20 protein-coding genes and 1 tRNA gene are annotated in these 14,252 nt (G+C 28.8%); 6 read left to right on the top strand and 15 right to left on the bottom strand.

The window, feature by feature from the left end; genetic code table 11:
* Positions 1-6: 6 nt before the first annotated feature.
* From LQU93_RS01160 to LQU93_RS01140, 5 genes are read right to left on the bottom strand one after another with little or no spacing between them, the layout of a single operon-like run.
* Positions 7-411 (bottom strand): hypothetical protein, encoded by a 405-nt coding sequence (locus LQU93_RS01160; RefSeq protein WP_229932058.1) that lies wholly within the window; start codon positions 409-411, stop codon positions 7-9.
* Positions 368-748 (bottom strand): hypothetical protein, encoded by a 381-nt coding sequence (locus LQU93_RS01155; protein ID WP_229932057.1) that lies wholly within the window; start codon positions 746-748, stop codon positions 368-370. The genes LQU93_RS01160 and LQU93_RS01155 overlap by 44 nt, the downstream gene beginning before the upstream one ends.
* Positions 745-1,758, bottom strand: coding sequence for an alanine racemase (locus tag LQU93_RS01150; protein WP_229932056.1), 1,014 nt, complete (start codon positions 1,756-1,758; stop codon positions 745-747). The genes LQU93_RS01155 and LQU93_RS01150 overlap by 4 nt, the downstream gene beginning before the upstream one ends.
* Positions 1,758-1,979: a CmeU family protein gene (cmeU, locus tag LQU93_RS01145; protein ID WP_229932055.1), complete on the bottom strand. Its 222-nt coding sequence runs from the start codon at positions 1,977-1,979 to the stop codon at positions 1,758-1,760. Before cmeU ends, LQU93_RS01150 begins: the two co-directional genes overlap by 1 nt.
* Before the next feature lies 1 nt (position 1,980).
* The gene (locus LQU93_RS01140) at positions 1,981-2,940 is read right to left on the bottom strand and encodes a L,D-transpeptidase family protein (RefSeq protein ID WP_229932054.1); all 960 of its coding nucleotides are present in this window, start codon (positions 2,938-2,940) and stop codon (positions 1,981-1,983) included.
* A gap of 113 nt (positions 2,941-3,053) precedes the next feature.
* Between LQU93_RS01140 and LQU93_RS01135 the strand changes: the two genes are divergently transcribed.
* The 4 genes from LQU93_RS01135 (at position 3,054) to LQU93_RS01120 (ending at position 4,634) form a co-directional block, all read left to right on the top strand.
* The gene (locus LQU93_RS01135; protein ID WP_229932053.1) at positions 3,054-3,488 is read left to right on the top strand and encodes a copper chaperone PCu(A)C; all 435 of its coding nucleotides are present in this window, start codon (positions 3,054-3,056) and stop codon (positions 3,486-3,488) included.
* Position 3,489: 1 nt separating this feature from the next.
* The gene (locus LQU93_RS01130) at positions 3,490-3,930 is read left to right on the top strand and encodes a C2 domain-containing protein (RefSeq protein WP_229932052.1); all 441 of its coding nucleotides are present in this window, start codon (positions 3,490-3,492) and stop codon (positions 3,928-3,930) included.
* A 10-nt stretch (positions 3,931-3,940) separates the two neighbouring features.
* A complete protein-coding gene (locus LQU93_RS01125) occupies positions 3,941-4,480 on the top strand; it encodes an SCO family protein (RefSeq protein ID WP_229932051.1) in 540 nt (179 codons plus the stop codon).
* A gap of 64 nt (positions 4,481-4,544) precedes the next feature.
* Positions 4,545-4,634: transfer RNA gene (locus tag LQU93_RS01120), tRNA-Ser, on the top strand.
* Between the two features lie 23 nt (positions 4,635-4,657).
* On the opposite strand, the gene LQU93_RS01115 is transcribed toward LQU93_RS01120, so the two are convergent.
* From LQU93_RS01115 to LQU93_RS01070, 10 genes are all read right to left on the bottom strand, one after another.
* Positions 4,658-5,551, bottom strand: coding sequence for a tyrosine-type recombinase/integrase (locus LQU93_RS01115; protein ID WP_229932050.1), 894 nt, complete (start codon positions 5,549-5,551; stop codon positions 4,658-4,660).
* 48 nt (positions 5,552-5,599) lie between these two features.
* Positions 5,600-6,931, bottom strand: a complete 1,332-nt coding sequence (locus tag LQU93_RS01110; RefSeq protein WP_229932049.1) for a replication endonuclease — start codon at positions 6,929-6,931, stop codon at positions 5,600-5,602.
* A gap of 115 nt (positions 6,932-7,046) precedes the next feature.
* Positions 7,047-7,289 carry a hypothetical protein gene (locus LQU93_RS01105; protein WP_229932048.1) on the bottom strand — a complete coding sequence of 81 codons (243 nt, stop codon included), beginning with the start codon at positions 7,287-7,289 and terminating at the stop codon, positions 7,047-7,049.
* 11 nt (positions 7,290-7,300) lie between these two features.
* Positions 7,301-8,440 carry a type II secretion system protein GspD gene (locus LQU93_RS01100; protein WP_229932047.1) on the bottom strand — a complete coding sequence of 380 codons (1,140 nt, stop codon included), beginning with the start codon at positions 8,438-8,440 and terminating at the stop codon, positions 7,301-7,303.
* Positions 8,394-9,575, bottom strand: a complete 1,182-nt coding sequence (locus tag LQU93_RS01095; RefSeq protein ID WP_229932046.1) for a zonular occludens toxin domain-containing protein — start codon at positions 9,573-9,575, stop codon at positions 8,394-8,396. Before LQU93_RS01095 ends, LQU93_RS01100 begins: the two co-directional genes overlap by 47 nt.
* Positions 9,576-9,578: 3 nt before the next feature.
* Positions 9,579-9,995 (bottom strand): hypothetical protein, encoded by a 417-nt coding sequence (locus LQU93_RS01090; RefSeq protein ID WP_229932045.1) that lies wholly within the window; start codon positions 9,993-9,995, stop codon positions 9,579-9,581.
* 5 nt (positions 9,996-10,000) lie between these two features.
* Positions 10,001-11,578, bottom strand: coding sequence for a hypothetical protein (locus tag LQU93_RS01085; protein ID WP_229932044.1), 1,578 nt, complete (start codon positions 11,576-11,578; stop codon positions 10,001-10,003).
* A 474-nt stretch (positions 11,579-12,052) separates the two neighbouring features.
* Positions 12,053-12,196, bottom strand: coding sequence for a hypothetical protein (locus LQU93_RS01080; protein ID WP_229932043.1), 144 nt, complete (start codon positions 12,194-12,196; stop codon positions 12,053-12,055).
* A 34-nt stretch (positions 12,197-12,230) separates the two neighbouring features.
* Positions 12,231-12,440, bottom strand: a complete 210-nt coding sequence (locus tag LQU93_RS01075; protein ID WP_229932042.1) for a hypothetical protein — start codon at positions 12,438-12,440, stop codon at positions 12,231-12,233.
* An 86-nt stretch (positions 12,441-12,526) separates the two neighbouring features.
* Positions 12,527-12,955: a hypothetical protein gene (locus LQU93_RS01070; RefSeq protein WP_229932041.1), complete on the bottom strand. Its 429-nt coding sequence runs from the start codon at positions 12,953-12,955 to the stop codon at positions 12,527-12,529.
* Between the two features lie 234 nt (positions 12,956-13,189).
* Here LQU93_RS01070 and LQU93_RS01065 point away from each other — a divergent pair, with 234 nt between their 5' ends.
* Together LQU93_RS01065 and LQU93_RS01060 are read left to right on the top strand one after the other, a co-directional pair.
* A complete protein-coding gene (locus tag LQU93_RS01065) occupies positions 13,190-13,441 on the top strand; it encodes a TetR/AcrR family transcriptional regulator (RefSeq protein ID WP_229932040.1) in 252 nt (83 codons plus the stop codon).
* 2 nt (positions 13,442-13,443) lie between these two features.
* The gene (locus LQU93_RS01060; RefSeq protein ID WP_229932039.1) at positions 13,444-14,007 is read left to right on the top strand and encodes a restriction endonuclease; all 564 of its coding nucleotides are present in this window, start codon (positions 13,444-13,446) and stop codon (positions 14,005-14,007) included.
* The last annotated feature ends 245 nt before the right edge of the window (positions 14,008-14,252 follow it).

Below are 14,252 nucleotides of genomic sequence, written 5' to 3'. Positions count from 1 at the left end.
AACTCCTTAATTTAGCTCAGCACACTTTCGTGCATCTATCTTAATTTCAAAAAGCAATCTTGTCATTTCATAATAAAACAAATGCTCTATATAAACACCACTATTAAGCATATTTAAAATATATCTATCATTACAAGAGCTTTTAATGGCGTATTTTTCAAGCACCTTAATATACTCCAATTGCTCGTCTTCACTCATCTTACTTACGGCATTTTTCATTGTGTCATTTAAAGTATATCGATATATCAAGCTCTCGCCAACTGCCAACAAATCCGTAAGAATTAGATTATTACTAGTGCGGTATGGTAGCTCTTTCTTATAATACTTAGCATGATTTTTAGCAAGTATCTCAGGGTTTGGGGCTGCATTAATCGCAACTATCAAGCACAATATCAAATAAATTTTTTTCATCATGATAAAATTTCCCAACATAAACTACTTGTTTTTGGCTTAATTCTCTTAAAATATTATTTTTGCAAATTTCATCCCTAGCCATATTTTCTAGCTCTTGTTTTAATTTATCATGTGGATTATCAATCACAAAAAACGCATTTAAGGCATTATTATTTGATTTTATCGATTTTAGCGTGATATTTTCGTTGATTTTAGCTGGTAGCTTTGAAGCAGATAAAATTTCAATAATAGCAGTTATTTCGTTTGCATTGAGATTTTTTAAAAGATACTTATCATGCTCACTGCTAGCAAAAATTATCGCAAAACAGACAAATAAAATCAAAATAATTCTCATACCCAAACTCGCCTAATATCCTTTGAAAGCTTAACCAATATCTCATATTCAATCGTATTAAAATACTTTGCCCAAACCCTAGCATCATCAAACACGCACACTTCGTCTCCAACATCTAGTGTGCTAAAACTATCCATAGACATGGTGCCTAAAATTTTATTTTGATTTGCCAATATTAACTCTTTATAGCCATCATATCTAAATAATCCATCTGCATATCCAAGATCATAAGTCGCTATATTTATATCATTTGTTGCAGTATATTTTGCACCATATCCCACGCTTTGCCCTGCCCTTAGCAATCTCTTGCTTAAGCGATGAGCATACAAGCTTAATACCGGTTTTAAATCAAAATTTTCATCAAACTGAGTATAACCAAACTGCACCATACCGACACGAACGCTCTCATCGTGCAATTTATGCACTCTTTCAAATCCAGCAGAATTATGCGAATGAAACATAGGCGTTTTTAATCCATTTTCATCAGCCCATTTTTTGATCAAAATTTTAGCATTTGCAAAATTTTGTTTTTGAACAAAATAATCCGCATTTAATTCACTAGCTGAACGAAAATGAGTAAAAGCACCATCAAGTATTAAACTACGCTTTTTAACAAGATTAAGTGCAGTTAAAATTTCATCAACCCCAATGCCATTTCTATGCATAAGCGTATCGATTGCTAAATGTATTTTTGTGCCACTTTTTATATTTTTAATTGCATCCATGTCATTAATAGTATAGATGTATTTGCTGTTTTCATCGCCATTAACAATGTGAGAAAGTATTAAAATTTTGCTAAATTTATTTACCATTTCACTGGCTTCTATTTCATTTTTTACAGCACAAAAACCAAACCCAAGCTCACTAGCCACGTCCGATATAATTGAAGCACCATGACCATAGGCATTGTCTTTAAGTATCAATATAACCCTATTTTTATCACCAACTTTATCTAATATTTTTGTTAGATTATGTATGTATGCTGCTTTGTTTAGTCTAATTATTGACATTATTTTATATCATACGCCTTATACAAATATGGCATTAGTTTTCGCATATTGTAATCATATGCATAAAATTTCTCATACACTTGTTTTAAATTTACTGGTTTTGCAGCCTCAAAATCAAACACGTCTGTGCCATTTTTCTTAGGCACAAGTGAGTCTAAAAGAGCAAAAAACTCATCCCTTGAAGCAAACGCATTGTCTATTTTTTCTTTTATCTCGTTCATCTTATTCCTCAATTAAAATTTTCATTTTCTTATTTTCTAACTTAACATATAGTGTCTTTATGCCTTGAAATTTATAATTTAAAGCTTTATAATCTTCATAAAAACTAATCCTAAACATATCTTTTATACTTGAATTTGGATACGGCGAGATGACAAAATCACTAAAAATTATAGTTTTTTGTTCGTTTTTAGAAAATATTGCACGTTTAGAACTAGCAAATTTATCAAGTTCTAATCCATCATAGCGCTTGAAATTTTTATCATAAAATGCAAGATACGCGTTTATATCATTTTCTTGCCACGCCTTTTTCCATCTAAAAATCTCAGCAAACAATAAACCTATATCATCCTTGCTTGCGTATTTTATATCATCTTCATACACTATCGCAAGACTTTTTGTATAATCAATTAACTTATCATATTGTATCAATATGTCATTTTCCATAACAACGCAACCTTTCGTTACATCGTTGTCACGCTCACCATTAAGTGGCAAACCATGTATCCAAATCCCACTACCAGTTCGTTTGTTTAGTTTGTCGTATAGATTTGGATACGATAACGAAAACGCAAGTGGCCCAAGATATGGATCATTAGGCGTAAATCTGCGAGTAAGCTGATATACTCCAATAGGTGTTTTTAAATCACCCTCTACTAATTTATCCCCTTTTTTTCCAACAAGCACGTCGCTCGTAAATTTTAGAGTTAAAACACCATTTAAATACTCAAAAAGCTCTAATTTTTTGCTTTCTTTAGCAACCACATTCAAAAGCATTTTAGAGTCATAATATCCATATCTTACATCCAAATTTTGCAGCTTTTTAGTCCAAAATTCATCACTTAATATATTCTTTTCAATCTCTTTAATAACAGCATTTGCACCACTTTTAAGATATATACTCTCATAGTCACTTGAAAACAAAAAAGCAAAGGCAACGAGCAACAAAACAACTTTTTTCATAATTTTTCCCAAAACATTAATTAAAGTTGAGATTATACAATTATTTATTTAAGTCATGTTTAAAAAATAAAATTTTAAAATAGCGATTTTACAAAATTTTAAAGGATGCAGCAATGAAAAAAATTTTACTACTAATATTTGCCTTGATATTTTCATTTGGCTCCGAGCTTAATATATCAAATATCTATGCAAGAATTGCCCCAAATGGCATAAATGGTGCTATTTTCATGGATATCACAAACAATCTTAATGCCAATATAAAGCTAATTAATGCAAAATCAAACATATCAAAATCAGTAGAAATACACACTCACGCTGTTATAAACGGCATGAAAATGATGACAAAAATAGATGCTATTGAGATACCAATGAATCAGACAACAAGCTTAAAACCGGGAAGCTATCATATCATGCTAATGGGATTAAATGCAGACATAACTCCAGAAACTGAGTTTAGTGTAACGCTTGAGTTTGATACTGGCAAAAGCATAACACTAGATGGTATTACGCTAAACAACGGAGCAAAAAGGTTATTTTTAGAACCATAAAATGAAAAAATTTTATGCACTAGCCGTTGTCATTATAATCATATTTGGCTTTATTTTTTTAAAGCCAAAGCATACTAACGACACGGAGTTTAATGAAAATTTTAAGATTGATTGTGATTTAAATATGGGGGCGTGTGAAAAAGCAATCAATGGCAAAATAATCAAATTTGAAATAACACCAAGACCGATTTATGCAATGCAACCAATTGTTTTTAAAATAAGCGGTCTAGATAAACTTAATCTAAAAAATCCAAGCTTGAAATTTTATGGACTAAACATGGATATGGGCGACATCAAAGCAAAGCTAAAACGAGATAAAGATGATTATGTCTCGAAAATAGTGCTAAGTGCTTGTGTGATAGATGTGATGATATATAGATTTAAGGTGCTTGATGATGGAAGGGATATTGGAATTTATATCGACTTCGAGCTGAAGATGTAAAGAGGATAATATGAGGTTTTTTTATGGAATTTTTTTATGCTTATTTGTAGTTATTGGTAGCTTTTACTTATGTTTTAAGCCAAACCCATATGAACTAAAAGGAGTAAGCGAGAACAACTCAACAATTTGTCTTAAAAATTTCAACAAAGACTACAAGATAGTGTATTTTGGTTATTTATATTGTCCAGATGTTTGCCCAAGTGCATTATCCACTATATCAAAAGTGCTTGATGAGATCGCACGAGATGATATAAAACTGATACTTGTTACACTAGATCCTGAACGTGACACAGCAAAAATGCTTAATGATTATGTTAAAAATTTCAGTCAAAATTCAATCGGAATGGTGCTAAATGACTTAGAAACTACGGCGAAAAATTACGGTGTAAAATATAAAAAAATAATGATGCCAGACTCGGCAATGATTTACTCTATTGCACACTCATCTAGCTTTTACTTACTCGATAAAAAAGGCAAATTTCACTCAGAAATTTCAAACTTAACCGAAGAAGATATAAAAGAGGCAATCCTGCAAATGATAAACAAATAGCTATATTTTTTAATTTAAGCCAAAAATTAGCTAATTTTAGCTACAATACCAACTTCACTTTTAGGGACAGATGGGTGAGTGGCTGAAACCACACCCCTGCTAAGGGTGCAGCTCTTAACGGGGCTCGAGGGTTCAAATCCCTCTCTGTCCGCCATTGCTTCAAGAGATATAAAACACTTAGTTATAAATTTTAATAGACCTATTAAAGCTATCTAAGTTTTTATTTATATATTTTACATAAACATCGTAAATCATTTTTGGGGTTGAGTGACCAAGTAGATAAGATAGCTCTAAAGGTGATACTAAATTAGCTCTTAACATATTTGTAGCGTAAGTATGTCTCATAGTATAAAGTCGTCTATATTTTATATTTAAACATGCAAGTATTGTTTTAAAACGCTTAGTAAAAATTTCAGTATCTCTATAAGGTTTTAAATTAGAGTTTAAAAGCGCATAATCATCACTGCTTCTAAATTTAAAACTTTTAAAAGCCTTTATTAATATAGGCTCTAAGTCATCTATAATAGGAACAACACGTCTAGATAGTTCAGTCTTTGGAGAGCTTTCGCCAAATCTAGAACGAGTAGCATTAACATAAATAACACCATTGTTTAAATTTATATCTTTTAGCTTTAAAGCTAAAATTTCACCTGTTCGCATACCAGTAAAAAAGCCAATTGATAAAAAAAGATAAAAGTTTAAGCTCTGATGTAGTTTGGCTAAATTTAATATAGCATGAACTTCATCAGCATTAAATGGTTCAATCTCTTTTTTAGGGGATTTTATGGTTTTTATATGTATAAGTGGATTTTTATTTATTACTTCGTCATCTAAAGCAAGTTTAAAAATAGAGCTTAAAGAGCTTATATAATGTTTTTTAGATTTTAAGCCTACATCGTCTATACTGCATATAAATTCTTTTATCATACTAGCATTAATCTTATCTATATCATAATCAAAAAACACATTTAATCTATTTTTAACAATTCCTTTATTTTTACAATATGTAGATAATTTCCACTCTGTTTTACCAAATTTTAAATATAAATCTGCGTAATGTTTAAAAGTCATCTTGTTTTCTTAAAATTTAGAGTTAAAAAATCAAAATTTGTCATTAATTTAAACAAATGCATTATAAATAACCTTTCTATAGCTTAGGTTTGTGTAAATTTTATCCTTATCATTTAAATCATGTTTTTTATCAATATGTATTAAATTACCCATATTGCGTTCAAGGATTAAATTTTCAACATAAGCTAAATGTTGAATATTTGCACTATCCTTATCAAGTTCATTATAGTAGTTATATAATTTAAAATCTTTCATCTTGCTAAGTGGAATGTTTGATTTAGTACTTAATCTTTTTTCTTTTTGTTCTTTGATTTCTTTTAGGTTTTTATTTATTTGGTTAAAATCTATTCTATTAGAACTTAAAGAGTTGGTAAAATTTGGTTTTTCTTTATCATAGATATTAATTAATCTATTTGACCTGTAGTGTTCTAATCTACCATTTAAATAAATAACTTGTTCTTTTAAAAAAGGTATATCAATACTTATATAATCATCTTGCTTATTCCATTCTATAACTACCCTATTATCATTTTTTAACTCATTTAAATTATAAAAATCTTGAAATGTTGAGATGAAATTTATTTTTCTATAAACCCATAAAGGAACTTGCGTTTTAGAGCTTAAAAAACGCCTTACTTTGTGTTTTACATACCAAGCAGATAAATCATCAAGCTTATCAGTTTTATTAGAATTTATAAAGGTTTTTTGAATGTATTTCATAACATAGCCACTTGGGTTATTAATAGATGTCTGAAATCCATTAAACTCGCCGTTTTTTTCTTGTTCGGTCGTTATGGCGTTTGTTTTTAAATTTTGTGGTGCATTAAATATCTGCTTATAGATTTTTTTCATATATTCAATCGAATTATCAGGCACATAAAAAAGAGCATGAATATGTGGAACACCATCTTTTTTATGCGGTTCAAAACATCGAATATAAGAGCTATTGGAGTTTTTATATTTGTTTCGATATCTTACAATAAATCTATTCCATTGATGATTTAAGATATTTATTAAATCCTTTATGCTCAAAGCAGTATTTAATTTAATCTTTCTTTTTATATAAGCAGGTAAAAAACGCATATCTTTGGCTGTGAATTTAGAGTAATCAGCCACTAAAGCACCCCTAAAACAACCATTTAAAGTAATAGTTAAAAACACTGGAGTTAAAAAATTATCAACACTTAAAGAACTAAAAACATTAACCCTGTTTGCAACTTCAGCATAATACTTTGTGCTAAAATTTGCACCCATGCTAATATCAAGCAAATTTCTTTCACAACCCAAAGCATTGATAAATTTGGAATTTTTTAAAAAGTTTCTTTGAGTATCAAGTTTTAATTGACAAACTTTTAAATCTATGTTTGAAATGCCATACATTTATAAAATCCTTTTTTTGTTTTAAACTCTAAAACTTAAAACTAAGAGATTTTTATTAATTTGACAAGGGGAGTGTTTTACACTCGACAGCTTCGCTGTCTCGCATAAAACATCCCTATTCGTCATCAAATAAACTCTCATTTTTAAACTTAAGCTCTAAGCAATTAACTAAAGGGATATTAATTACAGAGCGATAAATATCATCTTTGTTATCATCAATATATAAAGATATAGTTTTAAACTGAAAATCAATACCAGCAACATCATAAAATTTAGTAACATCAAATACACCACGATATAAAAGCTTAGCCTGTAGCTTTTTTACCTTAATTAAATCTTGTTTATTTACACTTTTCATCTTAAGCTCCTTTAATTTACTTCTATACTTAGTGTTAAAATACTTTCGTCAATAACTTCTTTTTCAGCCGAAAACAGATACTTTAAAAGCCATATATCTTTTAAAACAGGAACACCATTATTTATAACTCTTTTATTGTTTTTATTTATTCCACTTAAAACCAATATTTCACCACGCTGTAAAAAATAAGATGATTTTAATTCTTTTTTAGATGTAGTTGGCGTTAATCCTTGATTGTCTAATAAATCTTCAATGACTAAATGCAAATCAAGCCTAATGCCACCTTTTAAAAATACAGGCTTAAGCTTTACTTTTAAACCAACATCTTTATAGTTATAACTTGATGTTGTGCTAGATTGAGATGATGTTACTTGTGATTGATTGGTAAGATACGGAATAGTATTAACAGAACTAAAAAATACTTCAGTATCATTAAAGGCAGTTATAAAAGGACTAGATATAATTTTAATAATCTCTTTTTGTTGTAAAAAATTTAATATCCCAAAATAAGCAGAACTCTTATCTTTTATAATATTTGAGTTAGAAAGATATGGAGAAGTAAGCAAATTTACATATAGGCTTAAATCTGAATGATTTAAAGGCTTTAATACACTTATTAAATCCGTGCCTTTATTTTTTAAGTCATTTAAATTACTTTCTGTAATAACTAATTTAAAATTTGCAACTTCAGGAATAAAATCAAGATTTTTTATATTTGATTTAACTTGATTATAAGTCATTTCATCGCTTCTAAAATAAAGCGTGTTATTGTGTGGTTCGTATGTAGCGTTTAAATCAAATAAATTTACAATAGGCAAAACCTTAGAACTTGAAACATTATCAAGCTTTATACTTCTTAAATCACTGATATTACGTGATTTATCACTTACTATATAGATATCGTCTTTTTGATATAGGTATAAATCTTTTTGTAAAAGTATATGTCTAAACTCATCAAGGCTCAATTTATCGTTATTATCCGTATAAATAAAATGGTAAGTTGATAGGTCTAAACTCTCATCAGCAACAATTCGCACGTTATTTGTTTTTGAAGTAATCATCATAAAATCAAGCAAATTTACATATAACTTAGCTGAAAATAAGCTAGTTAAACAAAGATTTAGGAGCAGAAAAACTAGAAGCTTTTTCATCATTAGAGCCTTTATTAAGATTTTTTAAAATTTCAAGATATGGTTTATTAAAAACAAAAAAATAATCATTGCTAGAATTGTTAGTTATAGGCATATAATAAAGTGGCTGATACTCAGTAACCAAATAGCTAACAAAACTTTCTGGAAATGTTTCTTTAAAGCCTTTTAGAGTGCATATGGAATTAAAACAAATAACATAATAAAGATACAAATTTTCATTAGGCTCATTAATAATAACATTAGGCGAAGCAGACAAAGAACTATTCATATCAGGATAAGAATTAGATATCAAAACTTGTTTATTGTTATCTTGAGTATCTTTTGGAGCTTGAGATTTTAAAGAGCTAACAAACATGATAAAATAAACAACAACAAAAACAAACAAAAATAAAGCAATAAGTAAAAATTTCTTAACAATAGATTTACCATTGTTTGTTTGTCCTGAATGATATAAACTAAAGACTTCATTTAAAAAATCAACATGAACTTTTTTATACTCATCTTTTTTAAACATCTTATAAGAGCCAAAAACAACATAACGAAATTTATTGCCAAATAGACGCTTAGAACTATCTACAGCCTTATAAAAAAACTCTGCAATTCGTTTATATTCGTTATTAATAAGGCTTAAATCTTGAGTAATTAAATATATATCTTGATAAAGATGTCTATGATATGTGAGCCACCAAATTAAAACTTCATCTTTTTTAGATTTTAAGACATTATGTGCTTCATCAATCACAAAAATAACGTTATGTAGTTTTAACTCTTTAGCTACTTCGTTAAGTTGTTCATCTGTAGCTTTATCTTGATAATGAGCATATAAGATAGATAAATCATCATAAAATTTCTCAAAATCAAATTTTATAAATCTTTCATCTAGTTCAAATTTAAACTGATTTATATTAGTGTAGCAGTATTTATACTTAGCTAATTTATTATTTTTAAGTGCTAAATTTTCATCATACTCATTTTTTAAATTTGATTTAGATGATTTATTTTTTTGTCTGTAATACTCTGATTTTAATCTAGTAATAAAGCTTTGTTTAGGTTTTTTCAAAAACGTTTCATAAATCATATAAACAGCGTAATAAGTTTTTCCGCTTCCAGGGTTTCCTATTATGTAAGTTATCATGGCTTAAATCTTAGATATAAATAAAGTGATTAAAGACGTTCTAATAGCAATCAAGCAAATAATACCTAACCTGGTAAAATAAGCACCAAAAAAGCCCAAAAATAAAGGAGAAAAAAGGTTAAAAACATCAATGAAAGCACCCAAAATTCCAAAAGAGCTTAAAATATCATAAGCAAGTCTAGCAACCCTATCGGAACTAGATGACAAATCATTAAATAAAGATAAAAATTTATTTGTCATGTTGTAAAAAAATATTATAGTTTCAAACAAAAAGTAAAAATATGTTAATGATAAACCTAAAATAGAAAGGTTTATAATAAGCATTTTAGAAAAAGACAGAGATTTTAAAGCAAAAGAGACAACACCATTTTTACTAAAAATACCAAAAAAAGAGGTAATTAAATTAATAATTGCACCCATAGCTACTACCTTTGTGGAAAACTAAGAACAAAAATTTTTATACTAAATCTTAAAAACAAAACAAAAAACAAAAAGTAAAATAAAGAATAAAAAGCAGTATAAAAACGATGAAAAATTTCGCAAAAATCAATACTAAAATCTATAACTTTACTACCAATAGGAACCTTAGAGCTAATAGGACAAGAAGTCTTTTTGCTAGGAGAGTTTAAATGCTTAAAACTTTTAGTTTTATAATCTTTTATAGTGTCTTGAACTTTATCAACAAATTTTAAAAGCTCACTTGCATAATCTTCAAGCTCATCGGTATATTTTTTTTCAAAATCATCAATAGCCTTTTCATACTCTGAAAAATCATAACCCTTATCGCTATATTCACTATCTGATTGCTTTGCTTCATCGCCGTAATAGTGATTGTGCGTAATATTTGTAATTATGTTGCCTTTGGCGTCAGGACTACCGCCATCTTTGCCACTAGGGCTATCTTTGCCATCTTTATCTGATTTATCATCTTTGCCGTCTTTGTTATCATCGCTATTGTTTGAATTTTTATCACTTTCATCTTGATTATCTGGCTTATAATTAGGATTGGGTTCGGTTATAGAGCCCCAACCAGTAACTATAGGTCTTAAAACTCCATCACCAGGTGTAGGCTGTATTCCATCACCTGGTTTAGATTTATTAGTATCATTATCAGGAACAATTGGCGTAGATGGTAAAGTAGATGTTTCGCCTTTTTCTGGATTGCTAGGGTCTTTTTCTTTATTAGGCGTTACTGGTAAGGTTCCTACAGGTTTATATGGAAATTCTAAGTCATTATCACATCTAGCCATAAATCTACCAGTACCATCACCAGCAGAAATTTCAACAGAACAATCAGGGCAAACAGTTCCATCATCAAAATAAGTTAAATGCTTACTAGGCGTATAATCACTCCCTGCCCTTTGACAATAACACTTTTTTATTTCGTCATTGGTTTTTTTATTAGAACAATCCCAACAAGAACCATCAGTAAAGCCGTATTTATTATTATTTGTATCAGTGCAATCGTTATAGCATTTGCCACTAGCCTGATCAAATTTTTGACCGCTAGGGCATTTTACGCAACGCTTATTATTAAAATCAAACTCTTCATCAAGTTTGCATAAAGTGCAACCACGACTCTTATACATAGAAGCAATACTAAATTCAAGTTCAAAAGTCGCGGATTCTGGAGGATAATCATATCCACAATCAAAAAAATGGGTGCTTTCAGTTCCTCTACAAGTAGCAACATAATCAACAGAGCAAGCAGAAAAATAAAAATTACCACCCTCATATTTATTATCATTATTATGAGTAAAGCCAGGACTACATTTAGAAGTTCTAAAAGGTCCATAGCCAAAAGGAACTATTTCATATTTACAATATTTTTTTCTATCAGACGATACATATAAATAGTATTCATCATTTAAAATATTAGGTGTAAAAGATTTATATGCTGCATTTGGATAGGATAAAACCCTGTGATAAGTTAAAATTGACTTATCATATTTTTGTGCAAAAACACCAATAAAAAACAAAAATAAAATAAGTAAAACTCTCATTTTTACGCTTTTTTAGTAAATAAAACTAATCCAGCAAAAACTGGCATAACTACAAGCAAGAAATAAAAGAAAATACTAAAAAAATAATCAAAACTATAAATTCCTGTAACAGTTAGCACTCTTATCTCCTTGTATAAAAATATATTATTTTTCTTTTCTTGCTAAGCCACAAATACTGGCAAAGTTGCTAAACATTTGTAAAGGGCTTCACTTCGTTTGTAGATGCTTCGCACCCTTGACAAATGACGCAACCTTGCCTGGTAGTGGCTATGGCAAGAATGAAAAATAATATTTGTTTCACAGCTTATTTGCCAGTCAAGCAAACCACGCAAAAAAGCAAAATTTGTTAAAATAGACTACATCTTTGATAAAATAACAAGAACTATTAAAACAAACAAAAAGCCACAAAGAACACCGCTTAGGCTCATTAAAAAATGATATTGCTCCAAAGGGATACCTAAATCATACTTCATACTATGCCCTAGTAAGTAAATCTATACCCATAATAACACTTTTTACTAAGCCAAAAAATCCAATGACAATTGACAAATACATAATTAAAAAGCCTGAAAATTTTATTAAATCTATAAATTCATACTCATACATACTTTTATCCAAAAACTAGCCCCCTTATTGCTAAAGGGGATAAATTTTACTTAATTAGGCGTATTCCTTGACGAACAGCCCACAAAGAAGCAAGTGCCAAAAGAACAGCACCAGCAATAGCCATAAAAGGTGCAACATCTAATTGACCAGATATTTCGCCAGTACTAGATAAGGTAATAGCAGCCATAGCAGAATTGGCAAAAACAAGAGCAGAAGCCCCAACAACAGCAAGTTTAGATTTAAATGATTTAAACATTGCATATCCTTTCAAATTTTTATTTTTTAGTAGCTACTTGAGTAAGAATTAAAATAATGCTTAAGCAAGTAGCTACAAATTTTTATCTATTTATCTTTTTTAACTTCGTTTTTGCCTTTTAAGTCATTTTTATCAGCTTCAAACTCAGTTACTAAAATCGGAGTAGGATTTAATAAAAATGTATCATAAGGGGTTGAAACATTAACAACCAAATTATCATTAGGAAAACCGCCAACAAATGATAAAGATTGCTTCTTTTCTCTTAAAATTGTCCTTATAGCCTTAGCCACTTCGCCAGCAATTTTATTATCAGGGCATGGTATTTTAAAAACAACCCTTTGTTCTGTTTCATCGATGTTGTCAGTTTTTTCATTTAAAACTTCATATCTATTAGAGCATGTTATTCTAACGCTAGAGTCATAATTGTTACCCTGGAAGTTACCACTTGCAGAACTCTTAATAATACCGTCTTGAATCGTATAATTTACGAAAAACTGTTCTTGAATGATTTGCATATTAAAGCCTTTAAAATAAATTTTAGAGCTAAATTACACCCTTTTAAAGGCTCTAAATCTAAAAAAGGGTGAAGCAGTTTTATAACATGCTTAGGTTATAACGAATACAAAAATACTTAAATTTGGTATAATTTAAATAATTGTATTCATTAATTAAATAATTTTAATATATTTAATTTTAAACAACACTTAAATATATTAAAAAATAATACAATATTTTAAAAAAGGTTAATTATGTTTAGTAAAAAAGAACTAGCAAAAAAAATAGATGTGTCACTAGTAACGCTATACAACTGGGAAAAAACGAAACCAGAGCTAATAAAAATGATAGAAAATTCATACAAATACGAAAAAGGAGAAAGTGAAGCAGCTGAATTTCTAAAATATTTTTATGAACTAGATATAGATGAACAAGAATTATATAAAACAGAAATAAAATTTAAAGCATTAAAAAAGAGAAAAGAGACGGAAAACAAGAAAGGCTAAAAATGCTTAAAAAGATTATTGATTTATTAAAGCCCAAAAATGAAAAAACAAATAATAATAACCTGCTAAGCGGAAGCATAGACACAAAAAATATAGATAAACAATGGCTAGAAAAAAATACAAATAAAGAAAATACATCAATATCAAATCAAGAAAATAGCACAAAAAAACAACTATCACAACAAGAAAAGATTAAAAAGGGTAAAGAATATGAATATTTTATAAAAATATACTTTGAAAATTTAAACTACAAAGTATATCCAAACGGATATATAAAAGGAGTAAAGGATAGCGGAATAGACTTAATAGCATACAAAGACAATGAAGCAATACTAATACAATGCAAAAACTGGAAAAACCCACCAAAACAAAAAGATTTAAAGATATTTTTAATAGATTGCGATTTATACATACAAAAGAATAATAAAATTTTAAAAAACAAAGATATAAAGAAATTTTTTATAACTAGTTGCGAAAAGATGGATTACGGCGTAGAATGTTATTTAAAAGAATACAATAACCTACAAGAAACAAAAATACATTACAAAATAATACCAAAGGTGTAAAATTCTAACAACCCTTACAAATTGTAAGGGTTATCATCAAGACTAATAAGCCTTGACTACAATTACACAAAGTAGTATAATTGCAAGTGTTAGAATTTTAAGCATTTATATCACCGCCTTTCTGAGGCGTAACATAAAGCCAGAGGCGGCCACCTTTGGCTTTTGCCCCTTAAGCGAAATTATACCAAATAAATTTTAAATATCATTTTATAAGTAATAATTCAAATCCCTCTCTGTCCGCCATT

Origin of the sequence: Campylobacter majalis, assembly GCF_905120465.1 — a bacterium.
GTDB lineage: Bacteria > Campylobacterota > Campylobacteria > Campylobacterales > Campylobacteraceae > Campylobacter_A > Campylobacter_A majalis.
The sequence above is the reverse complement of the archived record's forward strand: the minus strand, read 5'-3'. Positions and strand labels throughout refer to the sequence as shown.

Bases quoted from the DNA above. Each gene is read 5' to 3' on its own strand.
- LQU93_RS01160 (WP_229932058.1), bottom strand. From the start codon at position 411: ATGAAAAAAATTTATTTGATATTGTGCTTGATAGTTGCGATTAATGCA.
- LQU93_RS01150 (WP_229932056.1), bottom strand. From the start codon at position 1,758: ATGTCAATAATTAGACTAAACAAAGCAGCATACATACATAATCTAACA.
- LQU93_RS01155 (WP_229932057.1), bottom strand. From the start codon at position 748: ATGAGAATTATTTTGATTTTATTTGTCTGTTTTGCGATAATTTTTGCT.
- LQU93_RS01110 (WP_229932049.1), bottom strand. From the start codon at position 6,931: ATGTATGGCATTTCAAACATAGATTTAAAAGTTTGTCAATTAAAACTT.
- LQU93_RS01085 (WP_229932044.1), bottom strand. From the start codon at position 11,578: ATGAGAGTTTTACTTATTTTATTTTTGTTTTTTATTGGTGTTTTTGCA.
- LQU93_RS01065 (WP_229932040.1), top strand. From the start codon at position 13,190: ATGTTTAGTAAAAAAGAACTAGCAAAAAAAATAGATGTGTCACTAGTA.
- LQU93_RS01100 (WP_229932047.1), bottom strand. From the start codon at position 8,440: ATGAAAAAGCTTCTAGTTTTTCTGCTCCTAAATCTTTGTTTAACTAGC.
- LQU93_RS01095 (WP_229932046.1), bottom strand. From the start codon at position 9,575: ATGATAACTTACATAATAGGAAACCCTGGAAGCGGAAAAACTTATTAC.
- LQU93_RS01135 (WP_229932053.1), top strand. From the start codon at position 3,054: ATGAAAAAAATTTTACTACTAATATTTGCCTTGATATTTTCATTTGGC.
- LQU93_RS01060 (WP_229932039.1), top strand. From the start codon at position 13,444: ATGCTTAAAAAGATTATTGATTTATTAAAGCCCAAAAATGAAAAAACA.
- LQU93_RS01075 (WP_229932042.1), bottom strand. From the start codon at position 12,440: ATGTTTAAATCATTTAAATCTAAACTTGCTGTTGTTGGGGCTTCTGCT.
- LQU93_RS01105 (WP_229932048.1), bottom strand. From the start codon at position 7,289: ATGAAAAGTGTAAATAAACAAGATTTAATTAAGGTAAAAAAGCTACAG.
- LQU93_RS01125 (WP_229932051.1), top strand. From the start codon at position 3,941: ATGAGGTTTTTTTATGGAATTTTTTTATGCTTATTTGTAGTTATTGGT.
- LQU93_RS01090 (WP_229932045.1), bottom strand. From the start codon at position 9,995: ATGGGTGCAATTATTAATTTAATTACCTCTTTTTTTGGTATTTTTAGT.
- LQU93_RS01070 (WP_229932041.1), bottom strand. From the start codon at position 12,955: ATGCAAATCATTCAAGAACAGTTTTTCGTAAATTATACGATTCAAGAC.
- LQU93_RS01115 (WP_229932050.1), bottom strand. From the start codon at position 5,551: ATGACTTTTAAACATTACGCAGATTTATATTTAAAATTTGGTAAAACA.
- cmeU (WP_229932055.1), bottom strand. From the start codon at position 1,979: ATGAACGAGATAAAAGAAAAAATAGACAATGCGTTTGCTTCAAGGGAT.
- LQU93_RS01140 (WP_229932054.1), bottom strand. From the start codon at position 2,940: ATGAAAAAAGTTGTTTTGTTGCTCGTTGCCTTTGCTTTTTTGTTTTCA.
- LQU93_RS01130 (WP_229932052.1), top strand. From the start codon at position 3,490: ATGAAAAAATTTTATGCACTAGCCGTTGTCATTATAATCATATTTGGC.